At 61.7% G+C, this 25,539-nt stretch carries 24 protein-coding genes; 16 read left to right on the top strand and 8 right to left on the bottom strand.

From position 1 onward, the window contains the following. The first annotated feature begins 7 nt into the window (after positions 1-7). Both tsaD and ACK4FZ_RS12105 read left to right on the top strand, forming a co-directional pair. Entirely contained in the window at positions 8-1,033 is a 1,026-nt protein-coding gene (gene tsaD / locus ACK4FZ_RS12110; protein WP_409821244.1) for a tRNA (adenosine(37)-N6)-threonylcarbamoyltransferase complex transferase subunit TsaD, read from the top strand. A 124-nt stretch (positions 1,034-1,157) separates the two neighbouring features. Then, positions 1,158-3,071: an ATP-binding cassette domain-containing protein gene (locus ACK4FZ_RS12105; protein ID WP_409821243.1), complete on the top strand. Its 1,914-nt coding sequence runs from the start codon at positions 1,158-1,160 to the stop codon at positions 3,069-3,071. 108 nt (positions 3,072-3,179) lie between these two features. Here the strand turns inward: ACK4FZ_RS12105 and ACK4FZ_RS12100 are convergent, their stop codons facing one another. Then, the gene (locus ACK4FZ_RS12100) at positions 3,180-3,962 is read right to left on the bottom strand and encodes a Cof-type HAD-IIB family hydrolase (protein ID WP_409821241.1); all 783 of its coding nucleotides are present in this window, start codon (positions 3,960-3,962) and stop codon (positions 3,180-3,182) included. A gap of 154 nt (positions 3,963-4,116) precedes the next feature. Between ACK4FZ_RS12100 and ACK4FZ_RS12095 the strand changes: the two genes are divergently transcribed. Then, positions 4,117-4,896 (top strand): DeoR/GlpR family DNA-binding transcription regulator, encoded by a 780-nt coding sequence (locus ACK4FZ_RS12095; RefSeq protein ID WP_409821239.1) that lies wholly within the window; start codon positions 4,117-4,119, stop codon positions 4,894-4,896. Positions 4,897-4,969: 73 nt separating this feature from the next. Here the strand turns inward: ACK4FZ_RS12095 and rimO are convergent, their stop codons facing one another. Together rimO and phaR are read right to left on the bottom strand one after the other, a co-directional pair. Next, on the bottom strand, positions 4,970-6,289 hold the full coding sequence (rimO, locus tag ACK4FZ_RS12090; protein WP_144372683.1) for a 30S ribosomal protein S12 methylthiotransferase RimO: 1,320 nt from the start codon (positions 6,287-6,289) through the stop codon (positions 4,970-4,972). Positions 6,290-6,391: 102 nt separating this feature from the next. Then, entirely contained in the window at positions 6,392-6,964 is a 573-nt protein-coding gene (gene phaR, locus ACK4FZ_RS12085) for a polyhydroxyalkanoate synthesis repressor PhaR (protein WP_144372682.1), read from the bottom strand. A gap of 214 nt (positions 6,965-7,178) precedes the next feature. On the opposite strand from phaR, the gene ACK4FZ_RS12080 reads away from it, so the two are divergent. Both ACK4FZ_RS12080 and ACK4FZ_RS12075 read left to right on the top strand, forming a co-directional pair. Then, positions 7,179-7,727 carry a phasin family protein gene (locus ACK4FZ_RS12080; RefSeq protein ID WP_144372681.1) on the top strand — a complete coding sequence of 183 codons (549 nt, stop codon included), beginning with the start codon at positions 7,179-7,181 and terminating at the stop codon, positions 7,725-7,727. A 134-nt stretch (positions 7,728-7,861) separates the two neighbouring features. After that, positions 7,862-8,989, top strand: coding sequence for a carboxypeptidase family protein (locus ACK4FZ_RS12075; RefSeq protein WP_144372680.1), 1,128 nt, complete (start codon positions 7,862-7,864; stop codon positions 8,987-8,989). A gap of 64 nt (positions 8,990-9,053) precedes the next feature. Here the strand turns inward: ACK4FZ_RS12075 and ACK4FZ_RS12070 are convergent, their stop codons facing one another. The 3 genes from ACK4FZ_RS12070 to ACK4FZ_RS12060 form a co-directional block, all read right to left on the bottom strand. Continuing rightward, positions 9,054-10,586, bottom strand: a complete 1,533-nt coding sequence (locus ACK4FZ_RS12070; RefSeq protein ID WP_409821236.1) for a hypothetical protein — start codon at positions 10,584-10,586, stop codon at positions 9,054-9,056. Between the two features lie 282 nt (positions 10,587-10,868). Then, on the bottom strand, positions 10,869-11,198 hold the full coding sequence (locus ACK4FZ_RS12065; RefSeq protein ID WP_409821233.1) for an H-NS family nucleoid-associated regulatory protein: 330 nt from the start codon (positions 11,196-11,198) through the stop codon (positions 10,869-10,871). Between the two features lie 95 nt (positions 11,199-11,293). Continuing rightward, entirely contained in the window at positions 11,294-12,271 is a 978-nt protein-coding gene (locus ACK4FZ_RS12060) for a YgfZ/GcvT domain-containing protein (RefSeq protein WP_409821230.1), read from the bottom strand. Positions 12,272-12,380: 109 nt separating this feature from the next. Here ACK4FZ_RS12060 and ACK4FZ_RS12055 point away from each other — a divergent pair, with 109 nt between their 5' ends. Continuing rightward, a complete protein-coding gene (locus ACK4FZ_RS12055) occupies positions 12,381-13,232 on the top strand; it encodes a DMT family transporter (protein WP_409821227.1) in 852 nt (283 codons plus the stop codon). 75 nt (positions 13,233-13,307) lie between these two features. Here ACK4FZ_RS12055 and ACK4FZ_RS12050 read toward each other — a convergent pair whose 3' ends face one another. Together ACK4FZ_RS12050 and ACK4FZ_RS12045 are read right to left on the bottom strand one after the other, a co-directional pair. Continuing rightward, positions 13,308-13,751: a hypothetical protein gene (locus ACK4FZ_RS12050; protein ID WP_409821224.1), complete on the bottom strand. Its 444-nt coding sequence runs from the start codon at positions 13,749-13,751 to the stop codon at positions 13,308-13,310. A 22-nt stretch (positions 13,752-13,773) separates the two neighbouring features. Next, on the bottom strand, positions 13,774-14,655 hold the full coding sequence (locus ACK4FZ_RS12045; RefSeq protein ID WP_409821222.1) for a LysR family transcriptional regulator: 882 nt from the start codon (positions 14,653-14,655) through the stop codon (positions 13,774-13,776). 326 nt (positions 14,656-14,981) lie between these two features. Between ACK4FZ_RS12045 and ACK4FZ_RS12040 the strand changes: the two genes are divergently transcribed. From ACK4FZ_RS12040 to nth, 10 genes are all read left to right on the top strand, one after another. Then, entirely contained in the window at positions 14,982-15,290 is a 309-nt protein-coding gene (locus ACK4FZ_RS12040; RefSeq protein WP_409821220.1) for a DUF485 domain-containing protein, read from the top strand. Further along, the gene (locus ACK4FZ_RS12035; protein ID WP_409821218.1) at positions 15,287-16,972 is read left to right on the top strand and encodes a cation acetate symporter; all 1,686 of its coding nucleotides are present in this window, start codon (positions 15,287-15,289) and stop codon (positions 16,970-16,972) included. Before ACK4FZ_RS12040 ends, ACK4FZ_RS12035 begins: the two co-directional genes overlap by 4 nt. Positions 16,973-17,042: 70 nt before the next feature. After that, on the top strand, positions 17,043-19,010 hold the full coding sequence (gene acs / locus ACK4FZ_RS12030; RefSeq protein ID WP_409821217.1) for an acetate--CoA ligase: 1,968 nt from the start codon (positions 17,043-17,045) through the stop codon (positions 19,008-19,010). Between the two features lie 251 nt (positions 19,011-19,261). Further along, positions 19,262-19,843: an electron transport complex subunit RsxA gene (rsxA, locus tag ACK4FZ_RS12025; protein WP_144372670.1), complete on the top strand. Its 582-nt coding sequence runs from the start codon at positions 19,262-19,264 to the stop codon at positions 19,841-19,843. Further along, a complete protein-coding gene (gene rsxB, locus ACK4FZ_RS12020) occupies positions 19,840-20,403 on the top strand; it encodes an electron transport complex subunit RsxB (RefSeq protein ID WP_144372669.1) in 564 nt (187 codons plus the stop codon). Before rsxA ends, rsxB begins: the two co-directional genes overlap by 4 nt. Beyond that, positions 20,400-22,502, top strand: a complete 2,103-nt coding sequence (gene rsxC / locus ACK4FZ_RS12015) for an electron transport complex subunit RsxC (RefSeq protein ID WP_409821213.1) — start codon at positions 20,400-20,402, stop codon at positions 22,500-22,502. The genes rsxB and rsxC overlap by 4 nt, the downstream gene beginning before the upstream one ends. Then, entirely contained in the window at positions 22,499-23,524 is a 1,026-nt protein-coding gene (locus tag ACK4FZ_RS12010) for an RnfABCDGE type electron transport complex subunit D (protein ID WP_409821210.1), read from the top strand. Before rsxC ends, ACK4FZ_RS12010 begins: the two co-directional genes overlap by 4 nt. Further along, a complete protein-coding gene (gene rsxG / locus ACK4FZ_RS12005; RefSeq protein ID WP_409821207.1) occupies positions 23,517-24,137 on the top strand; it encodes an electron transport complex subunit RsxG in 621 nt (206 codons plus the stop codon). The genes ACK4FZ_RS12010 and rsxG overlap by 8 nt, the downstream gene beginning before the upstream one ends. Next, entirely contained in the window at positions 24,134-24,838 is a 705-nt protein-coding gene (locus ACK4FZ_RS12000) for an electron transport complex subunit E (protein ID WP_409821204.1), read from the top strand. The genes rsxG and ACK4FZ_RS12000 overlap by 4 nt, the downstream gene beginning before the upstream one ends. Beyond that, complete coding sequence (nth, locus tag ACK4FZ_RS11995) at positions 24,835-25,467, top strand: endonuclease III (RefSeq protein WP_409821202.1); 633 nt, start codon at positions 24,835-24,837, stop codon at positions 25,465-25,467. The genes ACK4FZ_RS12000 and nth overlap by 4 nt, the downstream gene beginning before the upstream one ends. Positions 25,468-25,539: the final 72 nt, after the last annotated feature.

Raw genomic sequence — 25,539 nt, 5'->3', positions numbered from 1 at the left:
GGCTCCCATGCTTGTTCTTGGTATCGAATCGTCCTGTGACGAAACCGGTGTTGCCCTGTACCACACCGAACGCGGCCTGATTGCCGACCAGCTGCACTCCCAGATGGCCATGCACGCCGAATACGGCGGCGTGGTGCCCGAACTGGCCAGCCGCGACCACATCCGTCGCGTGCGCCCGCTCACCGAAGCCTGCCTCGCCGAAGCCGGCGTCACCCTGCAAGACATCGACGCCATTGCCTACACCCAAGGGCCAGGCCTTGGCGGCGCGCTATTGGTTGGCGCCGGCTTTGCTAACGCACTGGCCGTCGGCCTGGGCAAACCGGTGATTGCCGTCCACCACCTGGAAGGCCACCTGCTATCCCCCTTGCTAGCCACGCCGCGGCCGGACTTCCCGTTCCTGGCGCTGCTGGTTTCCGGCGGCCACACCCAGATCATGGCCGTGCGCGGCGTCGGCCAGTACGAGATCCTGGGCGAGACGCTGGACGACGCCGCCGGCGAAGCGTTCGACAAAACCGCCAAACTGCTGGGCCTGCCCTACCCTGGCGGGCCATTGCTGTCGAAACTGGCGGAAGAAGGCGACCCCGCCCGCTTCGAGCTGCCGCGCCCGATGCTGCACTCGCCCAACCTGGACATGAGTTTTTCCGGCCTGAAAACGGCGGTGCTGACGCTGAGCAAGCAAGTGGAAGCCGAGCACGGCAGTATCGACGAGCAAGCACGCAAGGACATCTGCCGCGCGTTCCAGGAAGCCATCGTCGAGGTACTGGTCAGCAAGTGTATGAAGGCGCTGAAACAGACCGGCATGCAGCGCATTGTGGTAGCCGGCGGCGTCGGCGCCAACAAGCAACTGCGCGCCGCGCTGGACGAGGCGGCCCGCCGCCGCAAATACCAGGTGTTCTACCCGCCGCTGAAGCTGTGCACCGACAACGGCGCCATGATCGCCTTTGCCGGCGCCATGCGCCTGAAATACGCCATGCCGGCCGGCGGCTTCACCGTAAAGCCGCGCTGGGAGCTGTCCAGCCTGCCGGCCGTTTAAGCACAACCACCCATGCAGACTGACGCTGCCCCGGCGGCGTCAGCCCTACACTCTCCACCATGCCAACCTGACGCGCGCTGACTTTTGCCGCGCCAGCAGTCTGCTGCGGTGGCAAAAGACAACCATGATCCAGCTAAAAAACCTTACCTTGCGCCGCGGCCTGAAAGAACTGCTGATTGCGGCCAACCTCACCATCAACCCCGGTAACAAGGCCGGCATTGTCGGCGCCAATGGCGCCGGCAAATCCAGCCTGTTCGCGCTGCTGAAGGGCGAACTGCACGCCGATAGCGGCGACGCCATCGTACCGCCGCACTGGACCCTGGCTCATGTGGCGCAGGAAACCCCGGCGCTGGCGCAATCGGCACTCGACTACGTGCTGGACGGCGACGCCGAACTGCGCGGCCTGCAGCACAAACTGGCCGCCGCCGAGACCAGCGGCGACGGCCACGCCATCGGCAGCCTGCACGGCGAGCTGGACCGCATCGGCGGCTACGCCGCACCGTCACGCGCCGCCAAGCTGCTGAATGGCCTGGGATTTGCGCCGGACAGCCACCAGCGCCCGGTATCGACGTTCTCCGGCGGCTGGCGCATGCGGCTGAACCTGGCACAGGCGCTGATGTGCCGCTCCGACTTGCTGCTGCTGGACGAACCCACCAACCACCTGGACCTGGAAACGGTACTGTGGCTGGAAGACTGGCTGAAAGCCTACGAAGGCACGCTGCTGGTGATCTCGCACGACCGCGACTTCCTCGACAGCATCACCAGCCACATCGTGGACGTGTCCAGCCAGACGCTCACCCTCTACACCGGCAACTACAGCCAGTTCGAGGTGATGCGCGCCGAAAAACTGTCGCGCCAACAAGGCGACTATGAGAAGCAGCAACGCCAGATCGCGCATCTGGAATCGTTCATCACCCGCTTCAAGGCCAAGGCCAGCAAGGCACGCCAGGCGCAAAGCCGCGTCAAGGCGCTGGAAAAGCTGGAACGCATCGCGCCGGCGCACGTGGCCTCGCCGTTCGACTTCCATTTCGATACACCGGACAACCTGCCCAACCCGCTGCTGCGACTGGATGCGGCCAACGTTGGCTACGGTGCCACCACCATCCTGCACCGGCTGGCGGTATCGGTAGAGGCCGGCAGCCGTATCGGCCTGCTGGGCGTCAACGGCGCCGGTAAGTCCACGCTGGTGAAGCTGCTGGCCGGCGAGCTACCACCACAAAGCGGCGAGCTGATCTGCGCACAAACGCTGAAGATCGGCTACTTTGCCCAACACCAGCTGGATACGCTGCGCCCGGAGGAATCCCCGCTGCGCCACATGCAGCGGCTGGCACCGGAGGTGCGCGAGCAGGAGCTGCGTACCTTCCTTGGCGGCTTCAACTTCCGCGGCGACATGGTCAGCGACCCGGTAGGCCCGATGTCCGGTGGCGAGAAATCGCGGCTGGCGCTGGCGATGATCGTGTGGCAAAAGCCCAACCTGCTGCTGCTGGATGAACCGACCAACCACCTGGACCTGGAAATGCGCCACGCGCTGACGCTGGCGCTGCAGGATTTCGGCGGCGCGCTGGTGGTGGTGTCGCACGACCGCTCGCTGCTGGAATCCACCACCGACGTGTTCTGGCTGGTGGCCGACGGCACGGTACAGCCGTTTGATGGCGACCTGGAAGACTACCGCCAGTGGCGGCTGGCGCAGCTGGCCGACGCCAACCGCCCGTCCAGCGGTGACGCCCAAACGGTGAACCGCAAAGACCAGAAACGCCAGGAGGCCGAGGCACGACAGAAGTTGGCCGCCGCCAAGAAACCGCTGCTGGCCAAGCTGAACAAGCTGGAAAAATCACTGGAAACGCTGGGCAAGGAAAAAGCCGAGCTGGATGCCTTCCTGTCCAGTGAAGACGCGTACAGCGACGCAAACAAAGCCAAGCTGGCCGACAGCATCCGCCGCCAGGGCGAGGTGGCCAGCCAGCTGGAAAGCGTGGAAGAAGACTGGATGCTGCTACAGGAAGAGATCGAAGCGATCGAGCGCGAGCACGCCGCCGGCTGAGCTGCCGCCACGCCGCAAACAAGCAAAAGCCCTTGCCGCAACAGCAAGGGCTTTTTTGTTGTCAGCCACGTCACCGCGCGGCGTGCGGCCAACCTTGGATAGCCTGCATCAAAACCAGCGCGCCAATGCCTGCGCCACCGCCGCGTCGCGGTGATCGCCGATCACCGGCGCCTGTGGCACCCGTTGCCGCAGCGCCGCACTGGCGTTGGCCATCACATGCGGGTGGCCCACCAGTGCCAGCATCTCGGCGTCGTTCAGCGCATCGCCAAAAGCCGCGCAATCGGCCGGGTCGATGTCCAGCTGCTGCAGCACACCCAGCAAGGCACTGCCCTTGCTAACGCCGGGCGCCATCACTTCCAGATAGCAGTCCTGCGAATAGGTCAGCGCCAGCTGGCCCTCGAAGCGGTACAGGATATCGGCCTCGATGCGCGCCAGCAGCGCCGGCTCGCCGCAATACACGATCTTCGCCACGTCGCGGCCGTGGTAGTCGGCCAGGCTGTCCTGCTGCTCTGCAGCCTGTGCGTACCAGTCCAGACCACCACCGTGATAGCGGCAGGCCAGCCGGCGATCATCAAGGTACAAAGCCATCTCGGCGCCCATCACCAGCTCGGGCTGCACCAGTTTTTGTACCAGCGCCGGCGCCAGGTTGGCCGCAGCAAACAGGCTGCCATCCGGCGCGTGCACCCGTGCGCCGTTGGCGCTCAGCACCCAGGCCGGCACACCCAGCTGTTGCAGCAGCGCTTGCACGAACGGGTAATGGCGGCCGGTGGCCACCATCACCTGGCTGCCGGCGGCGGCAGCACGGCGCAGGGCGTCCATATTGGCCGGCAGCGGTTGCGAGTCCGCCCCCAGGAAAGTGCCATCCAGATCGGTAATCACGGCGCGTAGCATCACAGGCTCCCATCGAATAATCTGGCATCATTGTGCACAATCATGCAGAAACAGGCAAGCAATCTGGCGTTCAATCCCGCAACATTCGGCAAAACATTGACCTAGGCTTGCCGAATGTTGCACGATGTCGTTTTCCCACGCCCGATTGCCCGCCATGACTCAACCCGCCACCGGCCTGCCCAGCGACCGCCAGACCTACATCCGCCAGCGCCTGCAGCAGGATGGCCGCGTGGTTGCTGCCGAACTGGCGCAAACGCTGGGCGTATCGGAAGACTCCATCCGCCGCGACCTGCGCGAGCTGGCCAGCAGCGGCGTCTGCCAGCGCGTGTACGGCGGCGCCATCGCCATGACGCCGAATACCGGCAACTTCAGCCAGCGCAGCCACGAGAACATCGCGCGCAAGGCCAGGTTGGCCGCCGCCGCGGTGCAGTTGCTGCGCCCCGGGCAATTCGTGTTTCTGGATTCCGGCACCACCAACCTGGAAATTGCCCGCGCCATCCCCGACGGCCTGCCGCTGACCATCGCCACCAACGCCATCCCCATCGCCGCTGCGCTGCTGGGGCGCAGCGCGCTGGAGGTGTTGGTGGTGGGCGGCCGCATGGACCATCGCATCGGCGGCACCATGGGCAGCAGTGCCATGCTGGAAATCCAGACGCTGCGACCGGACATCTGCTTTCTGGGCACCTGCTCGCTGGATATCGAACTGGGCGTCGGCACCACGCTGTCGGAAGAGGCCGCGCTGAAACGCGAGCTGGTACGCCACAGCAGCCAGGTGGTGCTGTGCGTCACCAATGAAAAGCTGGATACCGCCAGCCCGTTTTCGGTGGCCGCCATGGCCGATATCGGTCAACTGGTACTGGAAGCAGACGCCGAACCGCACAAGCTGCAGCGGCTGCGTGATTGCGGCGTACCGGTGCTGCTGGCCAGGGCCTGAGCCCGCCGCAACGCAGGCATGAAAAAACGGCGCCGGGTAACCGGGCGCCGTTTTTGCCGAGTGGCCAGTGCGTTTACACGCGCTCGCCCCACAGGTCGTGCTCGCTGGCATCGACGATCTCTACCTGCACGAAGTCGCCCACGTTCAAATCGTCAGCGTCCTCGATGAACACCAGACCGTCGATTTCCGGCGCATCTGCGTAGCTGCGGCAAATGGCAGTGCCCTCTTCGTCAATCTCGTCCACCAGCACGGTCAGCGTGCGGCCAACCCGTGCCGCCAGGCGGGCGGCAGAAATTTCCGCCTGTACCGCCATGAAGCGCTCTTTGCGGGCTTCTTTCACGTCTTCCGGCACCGGGTCGGCCAGTTCGTTGGCCGCCGCGCCTTCTACCGGCGAATAGGTGAAACAGCCGACGCGATCCAGCTGCGCTTCCTGGATGAAAGCCAGCAGTTCTTCGAAGTCTTCTTCGGTTTCGCCGGGGAAGCCAACGATAAAGGTGGAGCGGATCACCAGGTCCGGGCAGATCTCGCGCCACTTCTTGATGCGACCCAGCACGTTTTCGCTATTGGCCGGGCGCTTCATCAGCTTCAGGATCTTCTGGCTGGCGTGCTGAAACGGGATATCCAGGTACGGCAGGATCTTGCCTTCGGCCATCAGCGGGATAATGTCGTCCACGCTCGGGTACGGGTACACGTAGTGCAGACGCACCCAGATGCCGTGCTTGCCCAACTCTTCGCACAGTTCCAGCAGACGGGTCTTGATCGGGCGGCCGTTATAGAAGCCCAGCTTGTATTTCTGGTCCACACCGTAGGCCGACGTATCTTGCGAGATGATCAGCAGCTCTTTCACGCCGGCCTTGGCCAGGTTGGCCGCCTCGGCCAGCACGCTGTCGATCGGGCGGCTATCGAGGTCGCCACGCATGGACGGGATGATGCAGAAGGTGCAACGGTGGTTACAGCCTTCGGAAATCTTGACGTAAGCGTAGTGCTTGGGCGTCAGACGCACACCGATATCCGGCACCAGGTCGACGAACGGGTCGTGCGGCTTGGGCAGATGGGTATGCACGTGGGTCATCACTTCGTCAGTGGCGTGCGGGCCGGTAATGGCCAGTACCGACGGGTGCGCTTCTTTCACCACGTCGCCTTTGGCTCCCAGACAGCCGGTAACAATGACCTTGCCGTTTTCATTGAGCGCTTCGCCGATGGCATCCAGCGATTCCTGTACTGCCGCATCAATAAAACCACAGGTGTTGACCACCACCAGGTCGGCGCCATCGTAGGTGCCGGAGATTTCATAGCCTTCCGCGCGCAGGCGGGTCAGGATCTGCTCGGAATCCGACGCCGCCTTCGGACAGCCCAGACTCACAAACCCTACTTTCGGTGCAACATGCGACATGTAAACGTCAACCCTGTAGTTCGATAAAGACAGAAAGCCGGACGCTGTGTTGATCAGCGCCCGGCTAGATGGCTGGATTATAAGAAAAAACGGCGAAGAAAACTACTTCTTGCCCGGCTCTTCCTTATCGTCCCGCGCCGGCGGGTAGGCGGGGAAACCGAAGCCGCTGAACATGGTACGCGCCTGCTCCTGCATGCGGTTTTGCATGTCCAGGAACATATTGGTGCTCTGGTCGAGGTAGCTGGACATCATGTTCTGCATGGCTGGGCCCTGGAAGTTGAGGAAATCCCCCCACAGCTTGCTGCTGAGCATGGGGTTGTCGCCGTACATGGCCTTGGTTTGTTCCTGCATGCGCTGCTGCAACTGCACGAAGATTTGCAGGTTTTTCTCGAGGAAGGGGCCCATCATGCCCTGCATGGCCTGGCCGTAGAAGCGGATGAACTGAGTCAGCACTTCATAGCTGAACATCGGGGAGCCGCCGCTTTCCTCTTCCAGGATGATCTGCAGCAGCACGCCGCGGGTAATGTCTTCGTGGCTTTTGGCATCCAGCACCTGGATGTCGACATTATCAAGCACCAGCTGCTTTACATCACCCAGCGTGATGTAGGAACTGGTGGCGGTATCGTACAGACGACGGTTCGGGTACTTCTTGATCACCCGCTTTTCTACGCTCATGAAACACTCTCCCAGCTTATCTGTTTTGTTGTGTGCCGCCACATTACCATAAATGCAACAGCCTAGAGCAAAACTCCTAGTCACACATCTGCGACCAAGCTAACATTCGCTCATCATTGTGCATCGCACAAAAACGCTGCATCAGACAGCGATCAAACAATGCTGCTGTGCCCATCCATGCAATCTACATCTATTGTGTTACGAGGATACCAGTATGACTACTTCTAACGAACAATTCGCCAAACTGTCCGCAAACGGCCTGGAAGCCGCTTTCCGCGTTGCACAAATCACACTGGATAGCGCCGAGCGCTTTGCCAAGCTGAGCCTGGAACTGTCCAAGCAGACGCTGGAAGAAAACGTCAAGCTGGCCCGCGAACTGAGCGAAGTGAAAGACCCGCAAGAAGCACTGAGCCGCGTCAACAAACTGACCGCCCAAGGCCTGGAGCAAGCGGTTGCCAACAGCCGCAACGTGTACGACATCGTGTCGCAAACCCAGAGCGAGCTGGGCAAGGTAGCCGAGACCAACTTCAGCGACCTGAACAAACTGCTGATCAGCAACGTGGAAAGCCTGGGTAAAAACGCCCCGGCTGGCTCCGAAGCTGCCATCAATGCATTCAAATCCGGTCTGGCCGCCTCCGCCGCTGCATTCAGCACCTTGAGCAAGACCGGCCAGCAAGTCGCCGAGTTCGCCGACAGCAGCGTGAAAGCCGCCACCAGCGCCACTGCTGATGCCGTGAAAGCTGCAGCCAAGCGCACTGCTTGATCGACAGCATCGTCTGACAAAGCCCACATCCCCGCCACTGCGCGGGGATGTTTCTTTTGTGGCGCAAGCGTGGCCGCATGCCCCGTCAGGGGGTACAATGCGCGCATTACGCTAGAAACCGGAATAAAAGCAGCATGAAAATCAGCAGCAACTTCGACGCAGGCAGCATCGACGTAGTCGCCCTTAACGGCTTTGACGACATCCAGTTACGGATCCGTCCCGACAATGCCTCGGACTTTGCCCAATGGTTTTACTTCCGCTTGCAAGGCGCCGCCTACGAAACCTGCCGCATCCGTTTCCTGGACATCGACAAGACTGCCTACCCCAAGAGCTGGGATGGTTACCAGGCCGTCGCCTCCTACGATCGCGTCAACTGGTTCCGTGTGCCCACCTATCTGGACGGCAACGAGCTGGTGATCGAGCACGCGCCACTGGCCGGCAGCATTTACTACGCCTACTTCGAGCCCTATTCGCACGAGCAGCATCTGAACCTGATCGGCATGGCGCAAAGCTCCGGCCTGTGCCAGGTCAGCGATCTGGGCGCTACCGTACAACAGCGGGATATCAACCTGCTAACCATCGGCCATGAAGTGGAATCCGATCTCAAGATCTGGATTACCGCGCGCCAACACCCGGGTGAAACCATGGCCGAATGGTTCGTCGAAGGCTTCCTGACCCGCCTGCTGGACGCACAGGACCCCACCTCGCGCGCCCTGCTCGACCGGGCTACCTTCTATGTGGTACCCAATATGAACCCGGACGGCTCGGTACTGGGCAACCTGCGCACCAACGCCGCCGGCGCCAACCTGAACCGCGAATGGCTGAACCCCAGCCTGGAAACCAGCCCGGAGGTTTACCACGTCCGCAACAAGATGCTGGAAACCGGCGTTGACTTGTTCCTTGATATTCACGGCGACGAAACCATTCCCTACATCTTTGTCGCCGGCACCGAAGGCGTCCCCACTTACAGCCCGCGTATCGCAGCACTGGAAGAAAGCTTCAAGCAGCAGCTGAAGGTGGCGTCACCCGACTTCCAGGACGAACACGGCTACGACCGTGACGAACCGGGTGCGGCCAACCTGTCTATGGCCACCGCCTGGGTAGGCAACCAGTTCCAGTGCCTGGCCTACACACTGGAGATGCCGTTCAAGGACAACGACAACCTGCCGGATGACGACACCGGCTGGAACGGCCAACGCAGCCTGCGCCTGGGCGAGGCCACGCTCAGTGCCATCTACGGCGTACTGAAGGACTTGCGCTAAGCCACACCACGGCACCCAAGAAAAAAGCCGCTCAACGCGGCTTTTTTCTTGAGCGACAACCACATCAGGACAAGGTCTTGATCAGTTCCACTTCCACCTGACACCACTCGGTAGCACGCTCTACAACGCGGCCAAGGCTGATCAGGAACATCTTGCCGCGCGCCACCATATGGAACTGCTTGCCCATGGCGTAGCTACCGGTAGAGATCAACAAGGTATTCAGTTTCTTGCCGTCCTTGAGCAAGGGCACAAACAGGGCAATCTCGCCTTGGTTCCACACCATCTCCGAGGGCATGGACGGGTCAACCGGGCGACCTTCTTCCTGACGCAGGGCCGCCGCCACCGGGCGACTGGTCAGAATCTGCACCCCCAGGTAGATGCGGTCCTGACCCGGGCGCTGCAAACGGCGCACCACACCCAGCGACCACTCGTCCGCATCGCGGTCCCGAAAACCCAGCAAGGTGCCTAAGGCCACCCACTCATTACCCTGCGCGGGCAAACTCAAACCAAGCCCGGTCTCACTTTTGTTATCAACGTCCCAGAACGGCAGGGTTTCCTTCACCTGAAGCGGTGATACCAGTTGCCGCTCGCGACGACGGCTAGTGACAAAACCGTAAATGCGCACTTCTTCTTCAGTTTCGAAACCGTCGCCGCCCCCACCTGTACGACGAGCATCGTCTCTCGCGCGCTCCTCTTGCTCTCGTACCAGCTTGTGCAACATCGGCAAACGCTGTGCCACTTCTACCTGCTGGCTTTGTACCCGCACGCGTTCGGCACGCTCGAAACGGAAGGGTCGTACCGCCCATTCCCGACACAAATGGCGTAGCAGAGCCGCATCCACACCCGCCGTCATGATGGCTTTCAACTCGGAAGGCACACCACCGGCCTCGAATACGGACGCCCACTGTGTCAACCGGTCTACCAACTCCCCGGTATGCCAGACTCGCAACACGCCTTTGGGCAGATCCCCACGCACCCGGCCCGGAGGTTGGCCGCCAGCCAGGTTCACCACAAAACTGGTTTCACCCATGAAGTCCTGGCCTAGCGTCATGGTGTTGGAGGTCAGCAAGCTGAGCTGATAGGCAAAACGTGTCTGGCGGATACTGAGGTTACCGCTGGTAAGCATGGACACCATCAGCAGGGACAAATACAGGTCGTGAACGGTAGTACTGCCCCATTCTGGGAACAGCTGCACCGGTGCCGCATCGATGTGATGCTGCTCGGCATACGAAAACAGCTGATGCACATTGCGCCAGAACATTTCATCGGGTTGATAGTGGCGGTAGTACTGCCACAGGGCAAATTCGGTGAGGTAATGCATCATCCTGGCGATGACCAGCGGCAACATCATACGTACCGCCGCCGCAGAGCTGTCATCGGGATCAAAGCTCATGAAGCGCTGGTAAGCAGCCAGTATCTGGCGACCATAACCCAGAATCTGGGCACGCAGCTGTGCCTCCAGCGGTTTGGGCATGCGAGTGTTCAGCAAGTACTGCTCGCATAACTGCTCGTGCGCTTGCGACAGCAACTTGTCCAGCTCCAGCACCGCCTCCAGGGACTCCGGGCTGTAGTTTTCGCTTTGGGCATTGAATTGCATCAGCAGCTCGGTAGCTTTGGCATGGGCTACCGGGCCCGTTTCCCGTGAAAGCGGCGCATACCACTCCGCCATCAGCTTGACAGAGTCCAGCGGATGGGACGGTTTTTTGCTGCCAAAAGAGAAAAAGTCTAGCTTGACCATGTTGTACCTGACGACAGGTTATGCATGCGCTGCCATCTTCCATTCGGAATTCGATAGCTACAGTATACGCGACGTTATCAGACTCCAAAAACAAAACGCCATGCAAAGCTGCATGGCGCCTGTTTTATGAGACAAACCGCATTACTTGATCAGCAGATCGTCCAGCGATTTACCCTCATCCAGCCAGGAAACCACCCACAGCGGCTTGCGACCACGACCGGTCCAAGACAGGCTGGCGTCATCCGGGTGGCGGTATTTGGCCTCTACCGGCTTGCGCGCGGCAGTCGCTGCAGTGCCCAGCTTGGCAGATTTGCTGGCCAGATCTTCAATATCCAGACCGTGGGTGCGAATCAGCTCCAGCACCTGTTTGGCGGCCTTGGCCTTTTCTTCGCTTTCACGGCGACGGATTTCCGCATCAACGTCAGCGCGCAATTGCAGCAGAGCAGAAAAATCGAAAGTAGACAGATCCATTGATAACCCCCTAAATTAAAAAAACCTACCTGGCGACAAAATAAATCAGCAGGTAGGTTCAGTCAAGATTATATCGGCCAGAAAGTCAATAACAATCAATCGGCATCAGGAAACGCATACGGCAGGGTTAATTTTTCGATACTGGCATCGGCAACATGTTGCAACCGCACCTGATCATCCCACGCCGCGCGCTGGATAACCAGCAGCACTTCGAAGCAGTTTTCTGCCACCGGGCATAGCTGAACCACCCTGCCAATTACCTGATCGCCGGTTGCAGCCGCAATCAGCGGCGCACCTTCAGACAGGTTGGCCGCATTGCGAATCAATGCACGGTACATGCGTCGCTTTACTTTACCCAGATATTGGGTACGCGCCACGATTTCCTGCCCGGGGTAGCAACCTTTCTTGAAACTGATGCCGCCGATCAATTCCAGATTAAGCATTTGCGGTACAAATTCTTCATAGGTCGCCTGAGAGACCCAACCCAAACCTGCACGAATAAATACCAATTCGGCCGCCATACTGCCAACTGCCAGCTGGCCTGCCGCCAAAACAGGCGTCTGACCAGGCGGCAGCAAATGCAGGCCAATGCCATTACCCAGATCGATAGCTATGGCGCCCGCGGACATTGGCGTAACGCCAGGCGCCCCCAATGCGGGCAATTGCACCAGCCACGGCAACAACATGGTAGAAGCATCAGCGATTTTCACCTTGGCACGCAGTACAAACATACTCAGACGGCGGCGGAATACTTCGGCAATATCGTGACGCAGTATCAGATAGTAAACTCCGTCAACAGCAGCAAGCACAAAACTGGCCTGCATTCTGCCTTTGGCGGTGGAATAGCTGCCTAGCGTGACACCGTTGGCCGCAATGGCGGCCACATCACAAGAAAACTGCCCCTGCAAAAAGGCCGTGGCATCATCGCCGGAAATAGCCAACACCGTATAGCGAGTCAACGGTGAATAAGCATGGCCATCCGTTACTGCCTGCAATTGCGTATGATATTCCGGCAACAGCAGGTTCCCCGCCTCATCCAGCTCTGCACTATGTTTCACCAGCCATTCGCTCAAGTTTTGCTGCATTGCACACCTCGATGTCATTGATATTGATCTTGGGGACCGGCGCATTCAGAATGCCCGACACCAACCTGAAACCCTTTATAAAAAAACCGCCAGCACCATGTCGCAACCCGAATCCACCCCGTTTCATCCACTAGGCTATGCCCTGATGGCCATTCTGTTGTGGTCGTCGCTGGCCACACTGGGCACCTATACCCAACGCCTGCCACCTTTTCTGGTAACGGCCATTGCATTGGCTATCGGCGGACTGCTCAGCGTGCGTCATATTGCGCAATGGCGCGTACCCACCAGCACATTAATCACCGGCCTGGCAGGTATTTTTGGCTATCACTGCCTACTGTTTACCGCCTTCCGCACCGCGCCACCATTAGAAGCCAATCTGCTCAATTACCTGTGGCCATTATTGATTGTGCTACTGAGCCCGGTTTTCAAGCTGGGCAAGCTGCGCTGGCAACACCTTTGCGCATCGGCACTGGGCTTTGCTGGTGCCGCACTTATCGTTACCCAAGGCCAGTTACGCTTGCCAGACAGCCTGCCAAGCGGCTATCTGTTTGCAATGGCAGCGGCACTGACCTGGGCCTGCTATAGCCTGCAGACGCGCAAACTACCCCACTTTCCCAATGCGGCCGTTGGCGGCTTCTGCATGGGGTCTGCAGTGCTGGCAGCGGGCTGTCACCTGTGGTTTGAACCACGAGTGGTACCCAATGGTAGCGAGTGGCTGGCACTGATTGCCATGGGCGTTGGCCCGCTGGGCTTGTCGTTCTTTTGCTGGAACCTGGCAATGAAACATGCAGACCCGCGCCAGGTAGGCGCCTTGTCTTACCTCACCCCATTACTGTCTACGCTGATGCTGACACTGAGCGGCTTGAGCAGCATGACCCCTAGCAGCTGGCTGGCAGCCGTGCTGATTCTGGGCGGCGCCATTCTGGGCAGCCTGGCGGGGCGCAAATGAAAATGCACGCCATCCAGCAGGACGGCGTGCATTCTAGACCTTGCAGGCAGGAATAAAAACCGTTGCCAGCAAGGGTTATTTCATGGTTCGACGATAAACACGCTGCGCACCGCGCACCGCGTTCAATGGCGCGGTAGATAGCTGGGTAGAAGCAAAGTGATGAATCTGGCGCGAAGCACGGCTGGCAATCATGCAGCCAGACAGACCCGCCTCCAGCGGCAACAAACAGGGCGCCAGCGACTTCGGGCTGTGGTCAAGGTATTGCTGCCACTGTTTTTGCTGCTTGCCTACCCAGCGCTCACCCATCACCAGCAGTTCGTGCTGCAGATCGGCTGACACTTGCAATATGGCAGCGCCGGACTGTAACGAGCCTTCCAGCCGCTGGTTAAGCTGGGTAGGACAGAACGGTGCATTGATTGCCTGCGGATAAAAATGCCGCAAGTAATCGGCTTGCGCCGCCATCCAGCGCTGCTGCGCACGCTGGCAAACATCCAGATACTGCTGCCACACTTTATCCATCGCCACTCCTGCATGCATTATTTCAGCCAAGCTGCCAGATTTGTGACAGCTCCTCCATCAGCACTGCCAGCATGGGATCGGCGACTTTATCGGCAGCAAAGACAAACTGCAGCTCGGCAGTCTTGACGATACCCGGCACCACCTCCAGCAGGCCTTGCTGTTCGGCGTGCAGCGCCTCCTGCTCGCGTATCAGCGACAGGCCCACCCCCGCTTTGACCAGCTCGATGGCAGTAAACAGGTTATCGCATTCGGAGATTTTCTTCGGGGAAATATTCAGCTCCCGCCACAACTCGCTAACGATCTTGGACAGGCTGGAAAACTGCGAGATGCCGACCCAGGGCAACCGCCCCAACTCTTTAGGGTTGGCCGCATTAATGCGTGCCAGCCAACCTACCGGCGCCACAATGCGCAGCGGCAGGTTATCCAGCAACAGGGTATGCACGTTGACGTAGGGGTTTTTACCCAGATAGAAGCCACCGTCCAGCTCCTTTTTGCGCACGGCATTCAGTACGTCGCCGGTTACCCCCTGGTGCAGGCACACCTCTAAAAGCGGATGACGTTCGCTAAGACGGGCTACCAGAGGGCCAACGCGCAGCATGTCGGGCGTCAGCGTGATGCCCAGCTGCAACTTGCCGCTGAGCTGCCCTTTAAGCGCACGTGCGTGGTTAAGCAACTGGCGGGCTGCCGCCAGAATGTCTTGCGCCTGCGGCAGCAACTCCTGCCCGGCAAGGGTGAGTACCACCCCTCCGGCAGTGCGCTCGAACAGGGGCATGCCCACTTCTTCCTCAATGGCCTTGATCTGCGCCGTCACTGCCGGCTGCGACAAATGCAAGACCTCAGCAGCCTGTGTCAGGTGGCCTTGCTGCGCCACCGTCACAAAGGTTCTCAGCTGATAGATTTCCATCCCGGTACGGCCCTCTGCTCTGTGTTGCGCACCCGCGCTGGCGTGCGTGTCGAGTTCGATAAGTTTTGCACCATTCTGTACAAGCCCCCGCACGACGACAAGGGCAAGGCAGCACAAAACTGCATCAAATTGACTTATGTCATACATCAATAAAGCAAATGCTCGACTGCAAGTAATTGTTTTTTAAGTGATAAATTTTAACCTCGTAGCGGAACTTATTCCGAACATCAGAAAATACGATTAGCTGGCACTTGCACCAAAGTCGTAATGTCCCCTCAGCGATTACTGTCTTTCGGCAGTTCGCATCGAGAGAACAGGGAGGAACAATGAACGAAGACATCCTGAAACGGGTGCAGGCCAATCCGAAATTCGCAGAACTGGTCCGCAAAAGAACCAGCCTCGGATGGCTGCTCAGCATCGTCATGCTGGCAATCTATTACGGCTTCATCCTGATACTTGCCTTTGCCCCGGCATCGCTGGGCGCTTCGCTGTCCGGCGGCGTCACGACCGTTGGCATCCCCATCGGCATTTTCATCATCGTCTCGGCGTTCGTGCTGACCGGTATTTACGTGCGCAAGGCCAATACCGAGTTTGACCAGCTGAACCAGCAGATTGTGGAGGAGGCGAAAAAATGAAGAACTGGATGAAAACCGCCTCTGCTGCGGGCCTGTGTGCGCTGCCAGCGTTGGCCATGGCCGCTGGTGCCATTGACGGCGATGTGCAAAAGCAGGCCACTAACTGGACCGCCATCGTGATGTTCCTGCTGTTTGTATCGGGCACGCTGTACATCACCTACTGGGCGGCGCGCCGTACCCAGTCCGCTTCCGACTTCTATACCGGTGGCGGTGGCATTACTGGCTTCCAGAACGGCTTGGCCATCGCCGGCGACTACATGTCTGCCGCCTCCTTCCTGGGTATCTCCGCCATGGTGTACGAGAAAGGCTACGACGGCCTGATCTACTCCATGGGCTTCCTGGTCGGTTGGCCGGTGATCTTGTTCCTGGTAGCCGAACGCCTGCGCAACCTGGGTAAGTTCACCTTCGCCGACGTGGCCTCCTACCGCCTGCAACAAACCCCGGTGCGTACCTTTGCCGCGACCGGCACGCTGGTGGTGGTAGCCCTGTACCTGATCGCGCAGATGGTCGGTGCCGGCAAGCTGATCCAGCTGCTGTTCGGCCTGAACTACAGCACCGCCGTCATCCTGGTGGGTGTGCTGATGGTGATGTACGTGATGTTCGGCGGCATGCTGGCCACCACCTGGGTACAGATCATCAAGGCCGTCATCCTGCTGTCCGGCGCGTCGTTCATGGCCTTCATGGTGATGTCTTCTGTTGGCTTCAGCCCGGAAGTGCTGTTCCAGAAAGCCGTGGAAGTACACGCCAAGGGCGCTGCCATCATGGAACCGTCCAAAGCCGACCCGATCGACTCCATCTCGCTGGGCCTAGCCCTGATGTTCGGTACTGCGGGCCTGCCGCACATCCTGATGCGTTTCTTCACCGTGAGCGACGCCAAAGAAGCTCGCAAATCGGTGTTCTACGCTACCGGCTTTATCGGCTACTTCTACATCCTGACCTTCATCATCGGCTTCGGCGCCATCGTACTGGTACTGAACCAGCCGGCCTTCATGGAAACCATCGTGAAAGACGGCAAGCCGATCACCCAGCTGCTGGGCGGCAACAACATGGCAGCCATCCACCTGTCGCACGCAGTGGGCGGTGACCTGTTCTACGGCTTCATCTCTGCCGTGGCCTTCGCTACCATTCTGGCGGTAGTTGCCGGCCTGACCCTCTCTGGCGCCTCTGCCGTATCGCACGACTTGTACGCCTCCGTGATCAAGAAGGGCAAGGCCAACGAGAAGGACGAAATGCGCGTATCGAAGATCACCACGTTGACGCTGGGTGTCATCGCCATCGTGCTGGGCCTGGTGTTCGAGAAGCAGAACATCGCCTTCATGGTGGGTCTGGCCTTCTCCATCGCGGCTTCGGCCAACTTCCCGGTACTGTTCCTGTCCATGTTCTGGAAAGGCCTGACCACCCGCGGCGCCGTCATCGGTGGTGCCATCGGTCTGGTGTCGGCAGTAGTGATGATCATCCTGGGGCCGGCAGTATGGGTAGACGTGATGGGCCACGCCAAAGGCTCCGCTCCGTTCCCGTACAAAAACCCGGCCATTTTCTCGATGACCCTGGCCTTCTTCTTCACCTGGCTGTTCTCGGTGCTGGATACCTCCAAGGCAGCGGAAGAAGAAAAAGCCAAGTTTGATGCCCAGTTTGTTCGCTCCATGACCGGTATCGGTGCCTCCGGCGCGTCCAAACACTAAGCCCTACCCGTAGCACTGGCCGCACCGTTCGCGGTGCGGCCAACCAAGAAGAGATAATTAAGGAGCCACTATGTCTACCCTCGAATCGATCCTGAAGGAAACCCGCAGCTTTGCACCCAGCGAAGACTTCCGCCGCAAGGCCACCGTATCCGGCATGGATGCCTACAACGCGCTGTGCGAGCAGGCCGACGATCACTACCTGTCCTTCTGGGGGGACCTGGCGCGCGAACTGATTACCTGGAAAAAGCCGTTCTCCCGCGTGCTGGACGACAGCAACGCCCCGTTCTTCAAATGGTTTGACGACGGCGTGCTCAACGTGTCCTACAACTGCCTGGACCGTCACCTGGCCGTCAACGCCAACAAGATTGCGCTGATTTTTGAAGCTGACGACGGTGAAGTTACCCGCGTCACCTACTCCGAACTGCATCGCCGTGTGTGCCAGTTTGCCAATGGCCTGAAGAGCCAGGGCATTGCCAAGGGCGACCGCGTGGTGATCTACATGCCGATGGTGATCGAAGCCATCGTCGCCATGCAGGCTTGCGCCCGTATCGGCGCCATCCACTCGGTGGTCTTCGGCGGCTTCTCCGCCGGCGCCGTGCGTGACCGCATCCAGGATGCCGGCGCCAAAGCCGTCATCACCGCCAACGAAGGCCTGCGCGGCGGCAAGACCGTACCGCTGAAAGCCACCGTGGACGAAGCGCTGGCCATGGAAGGCTGCGAAAGCATCCAGTCCGTCATCGTGTACCAGCGCACCAATGGTGGCGCCAACTGGACCGAAGGCCGCGACGTGTGGTGGCACAAACTGATCGAAGGCCAAGCCGAGTACTGCGAACCGGAATGGATGAATGCCGAAGACCCGTTGTTCATCCTGTACACCTCCGGCTCCACCGGCAAACCGAAAGGCATCCAGCACAGCAGCGCCGGCTACCTGCTGGGTGCGATGAACAGCTTCCGCTGGGCCTTCGACTACAAACCGAATGACGTGTACTGGTGCACCGCCGACGTGGGCTGGATTACCGGTCACTCCTACATCTGCTACGGCCCGCTGGCCAACGGCGCCACCCAGGTGGTGTTCGAAGGCGTACCGACCTACCCGGACGCCAGCCGCTTCTGGCGCATGATCGAGCAGCACAAGGTGTCGATCTTCTACACCGCCCCCACCGCCATCCGTTCGCTGATCAAGCTGGGTGCCGACCTGCCCAAGCAGTTCGACCTGTCCAGCCTGCGTATCCTGGGCACCGTGGGCGAGCCGATCAACCCGGAAGCCTGGATGTGGTACTACGAAGTGGTAGGCGGCGGCCGTTGCCCGATCGTCGATACCTGGTGGCAGACCGAAACCGGCTCTGCCATGATCGCCCCGCTGCCGGGCGCAGTACCCACCAAGCCGGGCTCTTGCACCCTGCCGCTGCCGGGCATCATCGCCGACATCGTTGATGAATCCGGCGCCCAGGTAGAACCGGGCCGCGGTGGTTTCCTGGTGATCAAGAAGCCGTTCCCGTCGCTGGTACGTACCATCTGGAACGACCCGGAACGCTTCAAGAAAACCTACTTCCCGGACGAATTCAACGGCCAGTACTACCTGGCGGGCGACTCGGCCAACCGCGACGAAAACGGCTACTTCTGGATCATGGGCCGTATCGATGACGTGCTGAACGTGTCCGGCCACCGTCTGGGCACCATGGAAATCGAGTCGGCACTGGTGGCCAACCCACTGGTGGCCGAGGCGGCCGTGGTAGGCAAACCGCACGACATCAAAGGCGAAGCCGTGGTGGCCTTCGTGGTACTGAAAGGTAACCGCCCGCAAGGCGAGGACGCCAAGAAAGTGGCAGCCGAGCTGAAGAGCTGGGTAGCGCACGAAATCGGCAAGATCGCGCAACCGGACGACATCCGCTTTGGCGAGAACCTGCCGAAGACCCGCTCCGGCAAGATCATGCGCCGTCTGCTGCGCTCCATCGCCAAAGGCGAAGAGATCAGCCAGGACACCTCCACCCTGGAAAACCCGCAAATCCTGTCGCAACTGCAGGAAGCCGCGGTGTGATGTACCTAGCCAGCCCGCCACGGCGGGTTGGCCACCCCTTGTTTTTTGATGTTCCTTGCAGAAGTACTGTTTTACCCTCCTTGGCCGCGCGCGTGCTGCAATCACCGCGCGGCATTTTTCTTTTCGGCCCGGCAGACAGCGCACGCAGGGCCTATGCCAGCACACCTTGCGGCCAACCCTGCGGCAATGAAGGTTGAAGCGGTACCGGTGAACTAGGATAATCCCGCCATTAACGCCACCCCTCCCCCGCAATGGACCTCGGACATTATCTGCTCATCCTGGTCAGCACCGTGCTCGTCAACAACGTGGTGCTGGTCCGGATACTGGGCCTTTGCCCCTTCATGGGCGTTTCCAAAAAGCTGGAAGCCGCTATCGGCATGGGCGCCGCCACCACCTTTGTGCTGACGCTGGCTGCCGGCAGCAGCCACCTGGTGAACCAGCTGCTGATCGCGGCCAACCTGGAATTCCTGCGTACGCTGTCGTTCATCGTCATCATCGCCGGCATCGTGCAGTTCACCGAGATGGTGATCCACAAAACCAGCCCGGTGCTGTACCAGGTGCTGGGCATCTACCTGCCGCTGATCACCACCAACTGCGCGGTACTGGGCATTCCGCTGCTCAACGCCCAGCTGCAGCACAGCTTTGCCGAATCGCTGGTATTCGGCTTTGGCAGCGCGCTGGGCTTTACCCTGATCCTGATCCTGTTTGGCGCCATGCGTGAGCGCCTGGAAGGTGCCGACATCCCGGCGCCGTTCCAGGGCAACGCCATCGCGCTGCTTACTGCCGCGCTGATGAGCCTGGCCTTCATGGGCTTCGGAGGCCTGACACGATGACAACCCTGCTTTACGCGCTGCTGGTGATGGTGGCGCTGGCACTGCTATTGGGCGCCATCCTCGGCTACGCGTCGGTACGCTTCAAGGTGGACGCCGACCCGCTGGTCGACAAGATCGACGACATCCTGCCGCAGACCCAGTGCGGCCAGTGCGGCCACCCGGGCTGTCGCCCCTACGCCGAGGCTATTGCCAGCGGCGAGGAAGACATCAACAAATGCCCGCCGGGCGGCGAAGACGGCATCCGCAAGCTGGCCGAGCTGCTGGGCGTAGACTTCAAACCGTTCGACGCCGGCGCCGCCCAGCCCAAACCGAAAGCGGTGGCGCTGATCGACGAAGCCACCTGTATCGGCTGTACGCTGTGCATCCAGGCCTGTCCGGTGGATGCCATTCTGGGTTCGGCCAAGCAGATGCACACGGTCATCGCCAGCGAATGCACCGGCTGCGAACTGTGCCTGGCGCCCTGTCCGGTGGACTGCATCCGCATGATTCCGCACGGCACCGACCTCACCAACTGGAAATGGCGCTACCCCACCATTCCGATCAAGGCGGTGAAGCCATGAGCCGGCTGTACGACTTCCACGGCGGTATCCACCCGCCGCAGCACAAAGACGCCGCCACCGGTAGCCCGATCCAGGCGCTACCGTTGCCACCGCTGCTGCACATCGCGCTGGCGCAAAGCGTGGGCAATGCAGCGCGGCCCACCGTGGCCGTGGGCCAGCGCGTACGCAAGGGCGAAACCCTGGCCGAGCCGGACGGCCGCCTGTCGGCCGCCGTGCACGCGCCGACGTCGGGCACCATCACCGCCATCGGCCCGCACCCGTTTGCCCACCCCTCCGGCCTGCCGGTTGACACCCTCACGCTGCAACCGGACGGGCTGGACGAATGGCTGCCGCGCCAGCCGCTGGACTGGCAGCAAGCCGACGCCGCCACGCTGCGCCAGCACCTGCAAGCCATGGGTGTGGTCGGCCTTGGTGGCGCGGTGTTCCCCACCCACCTGAAGTTGGCCGCCAGCAAGCTTGCCACGCTGGTGGTAAACGGCGCCGAGTGCGAGCCGTTCATCAGCTGCGACGACTTGCTGATGCGCGAGCGCGCCGCCGGCATTGTGGACGGCATCCGCATCGCCGCGCATGCGCTGCAGGCGGGCGAGGTGCTGATCGGCATCGAAGACAACAAACCGCAAGCCATCGCTGCCATGCAGGCCGCCTGCGCCGGCACCGCGTACCGCGTGGTGACCATTCCCACCAAATACCCCAGCGGCGGTGCCAAGCAGCTGATCCGCATCCTGACCGGCATCGAAGTGCCTCACGGCACACGCGCCACCGACCTGGGCGTGCAGTGCCTGAACGTAGGCACGCTGTACGCCATCGCCCGCGCCGTATTGCACGGCGAGCCGTTGCTCAGCCGCATCGTCACCGTTACCGGCGCCGTCACCCGTGCGGCCAACTACGAAGTGGCCATCGGCACGCCGCTGGCCTGGCTGCTGCAGCAGGCCGGCGTGGCCGACCCGAACGCCGACGTGATCATGGGCGGCCCGATGATGGGCATCACCCTGCCCGACCTGGCCGCCGGCCTGCCAAAAGCCGGCAACTGCCTGATCGCCAAGAGCGCCGCGCTGTTCCCGCCGCGCCCGGCCGAGCAGGCCTGCATTCGCTGCGGCGACTGCGCCAGCGTGTGCCCGGCCGAGCTGCAACCGATGGACCTGTTCTGGTTTGCCAAGTCGCGCCAGTTCGGCAAAGCGCAAGAACGCCACCTGTTCGACTGCATCGAATGCGGCGCCTGCAGCTATGTGTGCCCCAGCCAGATCCCGCTGGTGGACTACTACCGCTTTGCCAAGAGCGAGATCTGGGCCGCCGAGCGCGACAAGAAAAGCGCCACCCTGGCGCGCCAGCGTCACGAATTCCGCCAGTTCCGTATCGAACGCGACAAAACCGAAAAAGCCGAGCGCCTGGCTGCCCGCGCCGCCGAGCAAGCCATCAAGCTGGCAGCCAGCACCCCGGCCGCCCCCACGGTAGCGGCCACCCCTGGCACCGGCGACGATGCCAAGAAAGCGGCCATTGCCGCTGCCCTGGCGCGTGCCAGCGCCCAGAAAGCCGCCCAGCCGCTACCGGAAGCGCACACCAGCGCACTGGACGACAACAAGAAAGCTGCGATAGAAGCGGCGATGGCCCGCGCTGCTGCCCGCAAGGCCGCTGCCCAGGCAGCGCAAGCGGATAACACTACTGCGGCCAACCCCGACAGCGCCGCCATCCCCCCGGCGCCGCAAACCGGTATCGACGACGCCAAGAAAGCCGCCATCGAAGCGGCGATGGCCCGTGCTGCCGCCCGCAAGGCGGCGGCTGCCGAGGCCACGCAAGCGGATAACACTGCTGCGGCCAACCCCGACAGCGCCGCCACCGCCCCGGCGCCGCAAACTGGTATCGACGTCGCCAAGAAGGCGGCTATCGAAGCCGCGATGGCCCGTGCTGCTGCCCGCAAGGCCGCCGCCCAAGCAGCGCAAGCGGATAACGCCACTGCGGCCAACCCCGACCACGCCGCCACCGCCCCGGCACCGCAAACCAGTATCGACGACGCCAAGAAAGCCGCCATCGAAGCCGCGATGGCCCGCGCCGCTGCCCGCAAGGCGGCGGCTGCCGAGGCCAAGAAAGACCCCGCACCATGAGCATTCACGCTACCCATATCGCCCGCCCCGTCACCGTATCGCGGGTGATGCTGAAAGTACTGGCGGCGCTGCTGCCCGGCATTGCCGTCTCCGCCTATTGTTTTGGCCCCGGCGTGCTGGTGCAACTGCTGCTGGCGACCGTTACAGCGCTGGCGGCAGAGGCCGCCGTACTGCAACTGCGTCGCCGGCCGGTGGCGCCGGCGCTGGCCGACTTGTCGGCAGTGGTAACCGCCTGGCTGCTGGCGCTGTCGATGCCACCGTTGGGCGCCTGGTGGATGATCGTGCTGGCTACGCTGTTTGCCATCGTATTGGGCAAGCAGGCGTACGGCGGGCTGGGCAATAATCCGTTCAACCCGGCCATGGTCGGCTTTGCGGTGATGATCGTGTCGTTCCCGGCGCAGATGGCGGCCTGGGGCACACCGTTGGCCGCACTGGACGCCACCGCGCAGCTGCAGTGGATCTTCACCCACACGCTGCCCGCCGGCAGCAGCCTGGATGCCATCTCCAGCGCCACACCGCTCGACGTATTGAAAACCGGCTTGCTGCAGGGCGGGCAAACGGTTAGCCAGCTGCTGCAACAGCCGCGCTTCGGCCAATGGGGCAATGCCGGCGGCGAATGGGTGGCGCTGGCGTGGGCGCTGGGCGGCCTGTGGCTGTGGCAGCAGAAGCTGATCCCGTGGCGCACGCCGTTGGCGATGCTGGCCGGCGTGCTGGCCGTCAGCCTGCCGCTGTGGCTGTGGCAGCCGGCACACTACGCCAGCCCGCTATTCCATCTGCTGAATGGCGCTACCCTGCTGGCGGCCGGCTTTATCGTTACCGACCCGGTCAGCGGCAGCACCACGCCGCTGGGCCGGCTGATCTTCGGCTTTCTGGTGGGCGTGCTGGTGGTGGTGATCCGTGTGTTCGGTGGTTTCCCCGACGCGGTGGCGTTTGCCGTGCTGATCATGAATATGGCGGTGCCCTTCATCGACCAAACTACCCAGCCGCGCGTGTTCGGCCGCAAAGGGGGCCGCCATGCGTAATGCCGCTGCCCAGGCACGCCGTAGTGCGCTGACGCTGGCCGCCTTTGCCGCCACGGCCACGCTGTTGCTGGCCGGCACCTGGCTGGCCACCCACCAGCAAGTGGCCGCCAACGAAGCCGCTACCCGCGCCGCGCTGTTGGCGCAGGCCTTGCCGGCCGGCAGTTTCGACAACAACCTGACCACCAGCGCGGTAGCGCTGCCGGCGGCCATCGCACAGCACCTGGCGCAGCGCGACGCGGCCAACGTCTACCTGGCGCGCCGTAACGGCCAGCTCAGCGGCGTAGTGGTGGAAGCCGCCGCCGCCAACGGCTACGGTGGCCGCATCGAACTGCTGGTCGGCATCGCCCGCGACGGCACGGTGCAGGGCGTGCGCGTGGTCAGCCACCGCGAAACGCCGGGGCTGGGCGATTACATCGACCTGGCCGTCAGCCCGTGGGCGCACCAGTTTGCCGGCAAGCCGGCCACCAGCCGCTGGGCAGTGAAAAAGGACGGCGGCGATACCGATTATGTGAGCGGCGCCACCATCTCCGCCCGCGCCGTCAGCGCGGCGGTGGCACGCTGCAGCGATTACTACCGCACGGCGCAAGCGCGCCTGCTGCAAGGACAACCATGAGCAATACCCCTTCCGTGTGGCAAGACATCAGCCGTAAGGGCCTGTGGCAACAGAACCCGGGCCTGGTGCAGCTGCTGGGCCTGTGCCCGGTGCTGGCCATCAGCAATAACGTGATCAACGCGCTGGCGCTGGGCCTGGCCACTACACTGGTGACGGCGCTGTCCAGCGCCACCGTATCCAGTGTGCGCCACTGGGTGCCACACGATATCCGCAACCCGGTGTTCATCATGATCATCGCCAGCCTGGTTACCTGCGTGGACCTGGCCATGAACGCCTGGCTGCACGAGTTGTATCTGGTGCTGGGCATTTTCATTCCGCTGATCACCACCAACTGCATCGTGATGGCACGCGCCGAGGCGTTTGCCTCGCGCCAGCCGGTACGCGAGGCGGCGTGGGACGGCGCCATGATGGGGCTGGGCCTCACCGGCGTGCTGGTGGCGCTGGGTGCGCTGCGCGAGCTGCTGGGCAAGGGCACGCTGCTGGCCGGCGCCGACAAGCTGCTTGGCCCCATCGGCCAGCAGCTGACGCTGCACCTGGCCGGCCCGGATTACCAGTTCCTGCTGCTGATGCTGCCGCCGGGCGCCTTTCTTGGCCTGGCGCTGCTGATTGCCGGCAAGAACGTGCTGGACGCCCGTGCGCGCCAGCGTGCCGCCACCGCGGCCCACCCAGCCCCCGACGCCGAAGCGAGCCCCGCGCCATGAACAAGCAGAAACGCCAGGAAATCTTTGCCCGCCTGCAGGCCCACAACCCGCACCCCACCACCGAGCTGGAATACGCCACGCCGTTCCAGCTGCTGATCGCCGTGCTGCTGTCGGCGCAGGCCACCGACGTCGGCGTCAACAAGGCCACCCGCGTGCTGTTCCAGGTAGCGCCCACGCCGGACAAGATGTACGCGCTGGGCGTGGCCGGGCTGGAGGAATACATCAAGACCATCGGCCTGTACCGTACCAAGGCCAAGAACAGCATCGAAACCTGTCGCATCCTGCTGCAACAGCACGGTGGCGAGGTGCCGGAAGACCGCGAGGCGCTGGAAGCGCTGCCCGGGGTTGGCCGCAAAACCGCCAACGTGGTGCTGAATACCGCCTTTGGCCACCCCACCATCGCGGTAGACACCCACATTTTTCGTGTCAGCAACCGCACCCGGCTGGCGCCGGGCAAGGACGTGCGTGAAGTAGAGGAAAAACTGTTACGTTTTGTGCCCGCCGAGTACAAACAGGACGCGCATCATTGGCTTATCCTGCACGGACGCTACGTCTGCAAGGCGCGCAAGCCCGATTGCGAGCGCTGCGTGATTGCAGACCTCTGCGAATATCCGGCAAAACCGCTATGATGATCGCCTGCCGATTGATTTTTACTGTCGTCGCCCGCCGGGCGCGACCAACGCATTGAAAAGGATTGCCCA

The sequence above is a fragment of the Vogesella sp. genome, from assembly GCF_046297735.1.
Lineage (GTDB): Bacteria > Pseudomonadota > Gammaproteobacteria > Burkholderiales > Chromobacteriaceae > Vogesella > Vogesella urethralis.
Note: the sequence above shows the minus strand (reverse complement) of the source record. Positions and strands in the feature narration are given on the sequence as shown.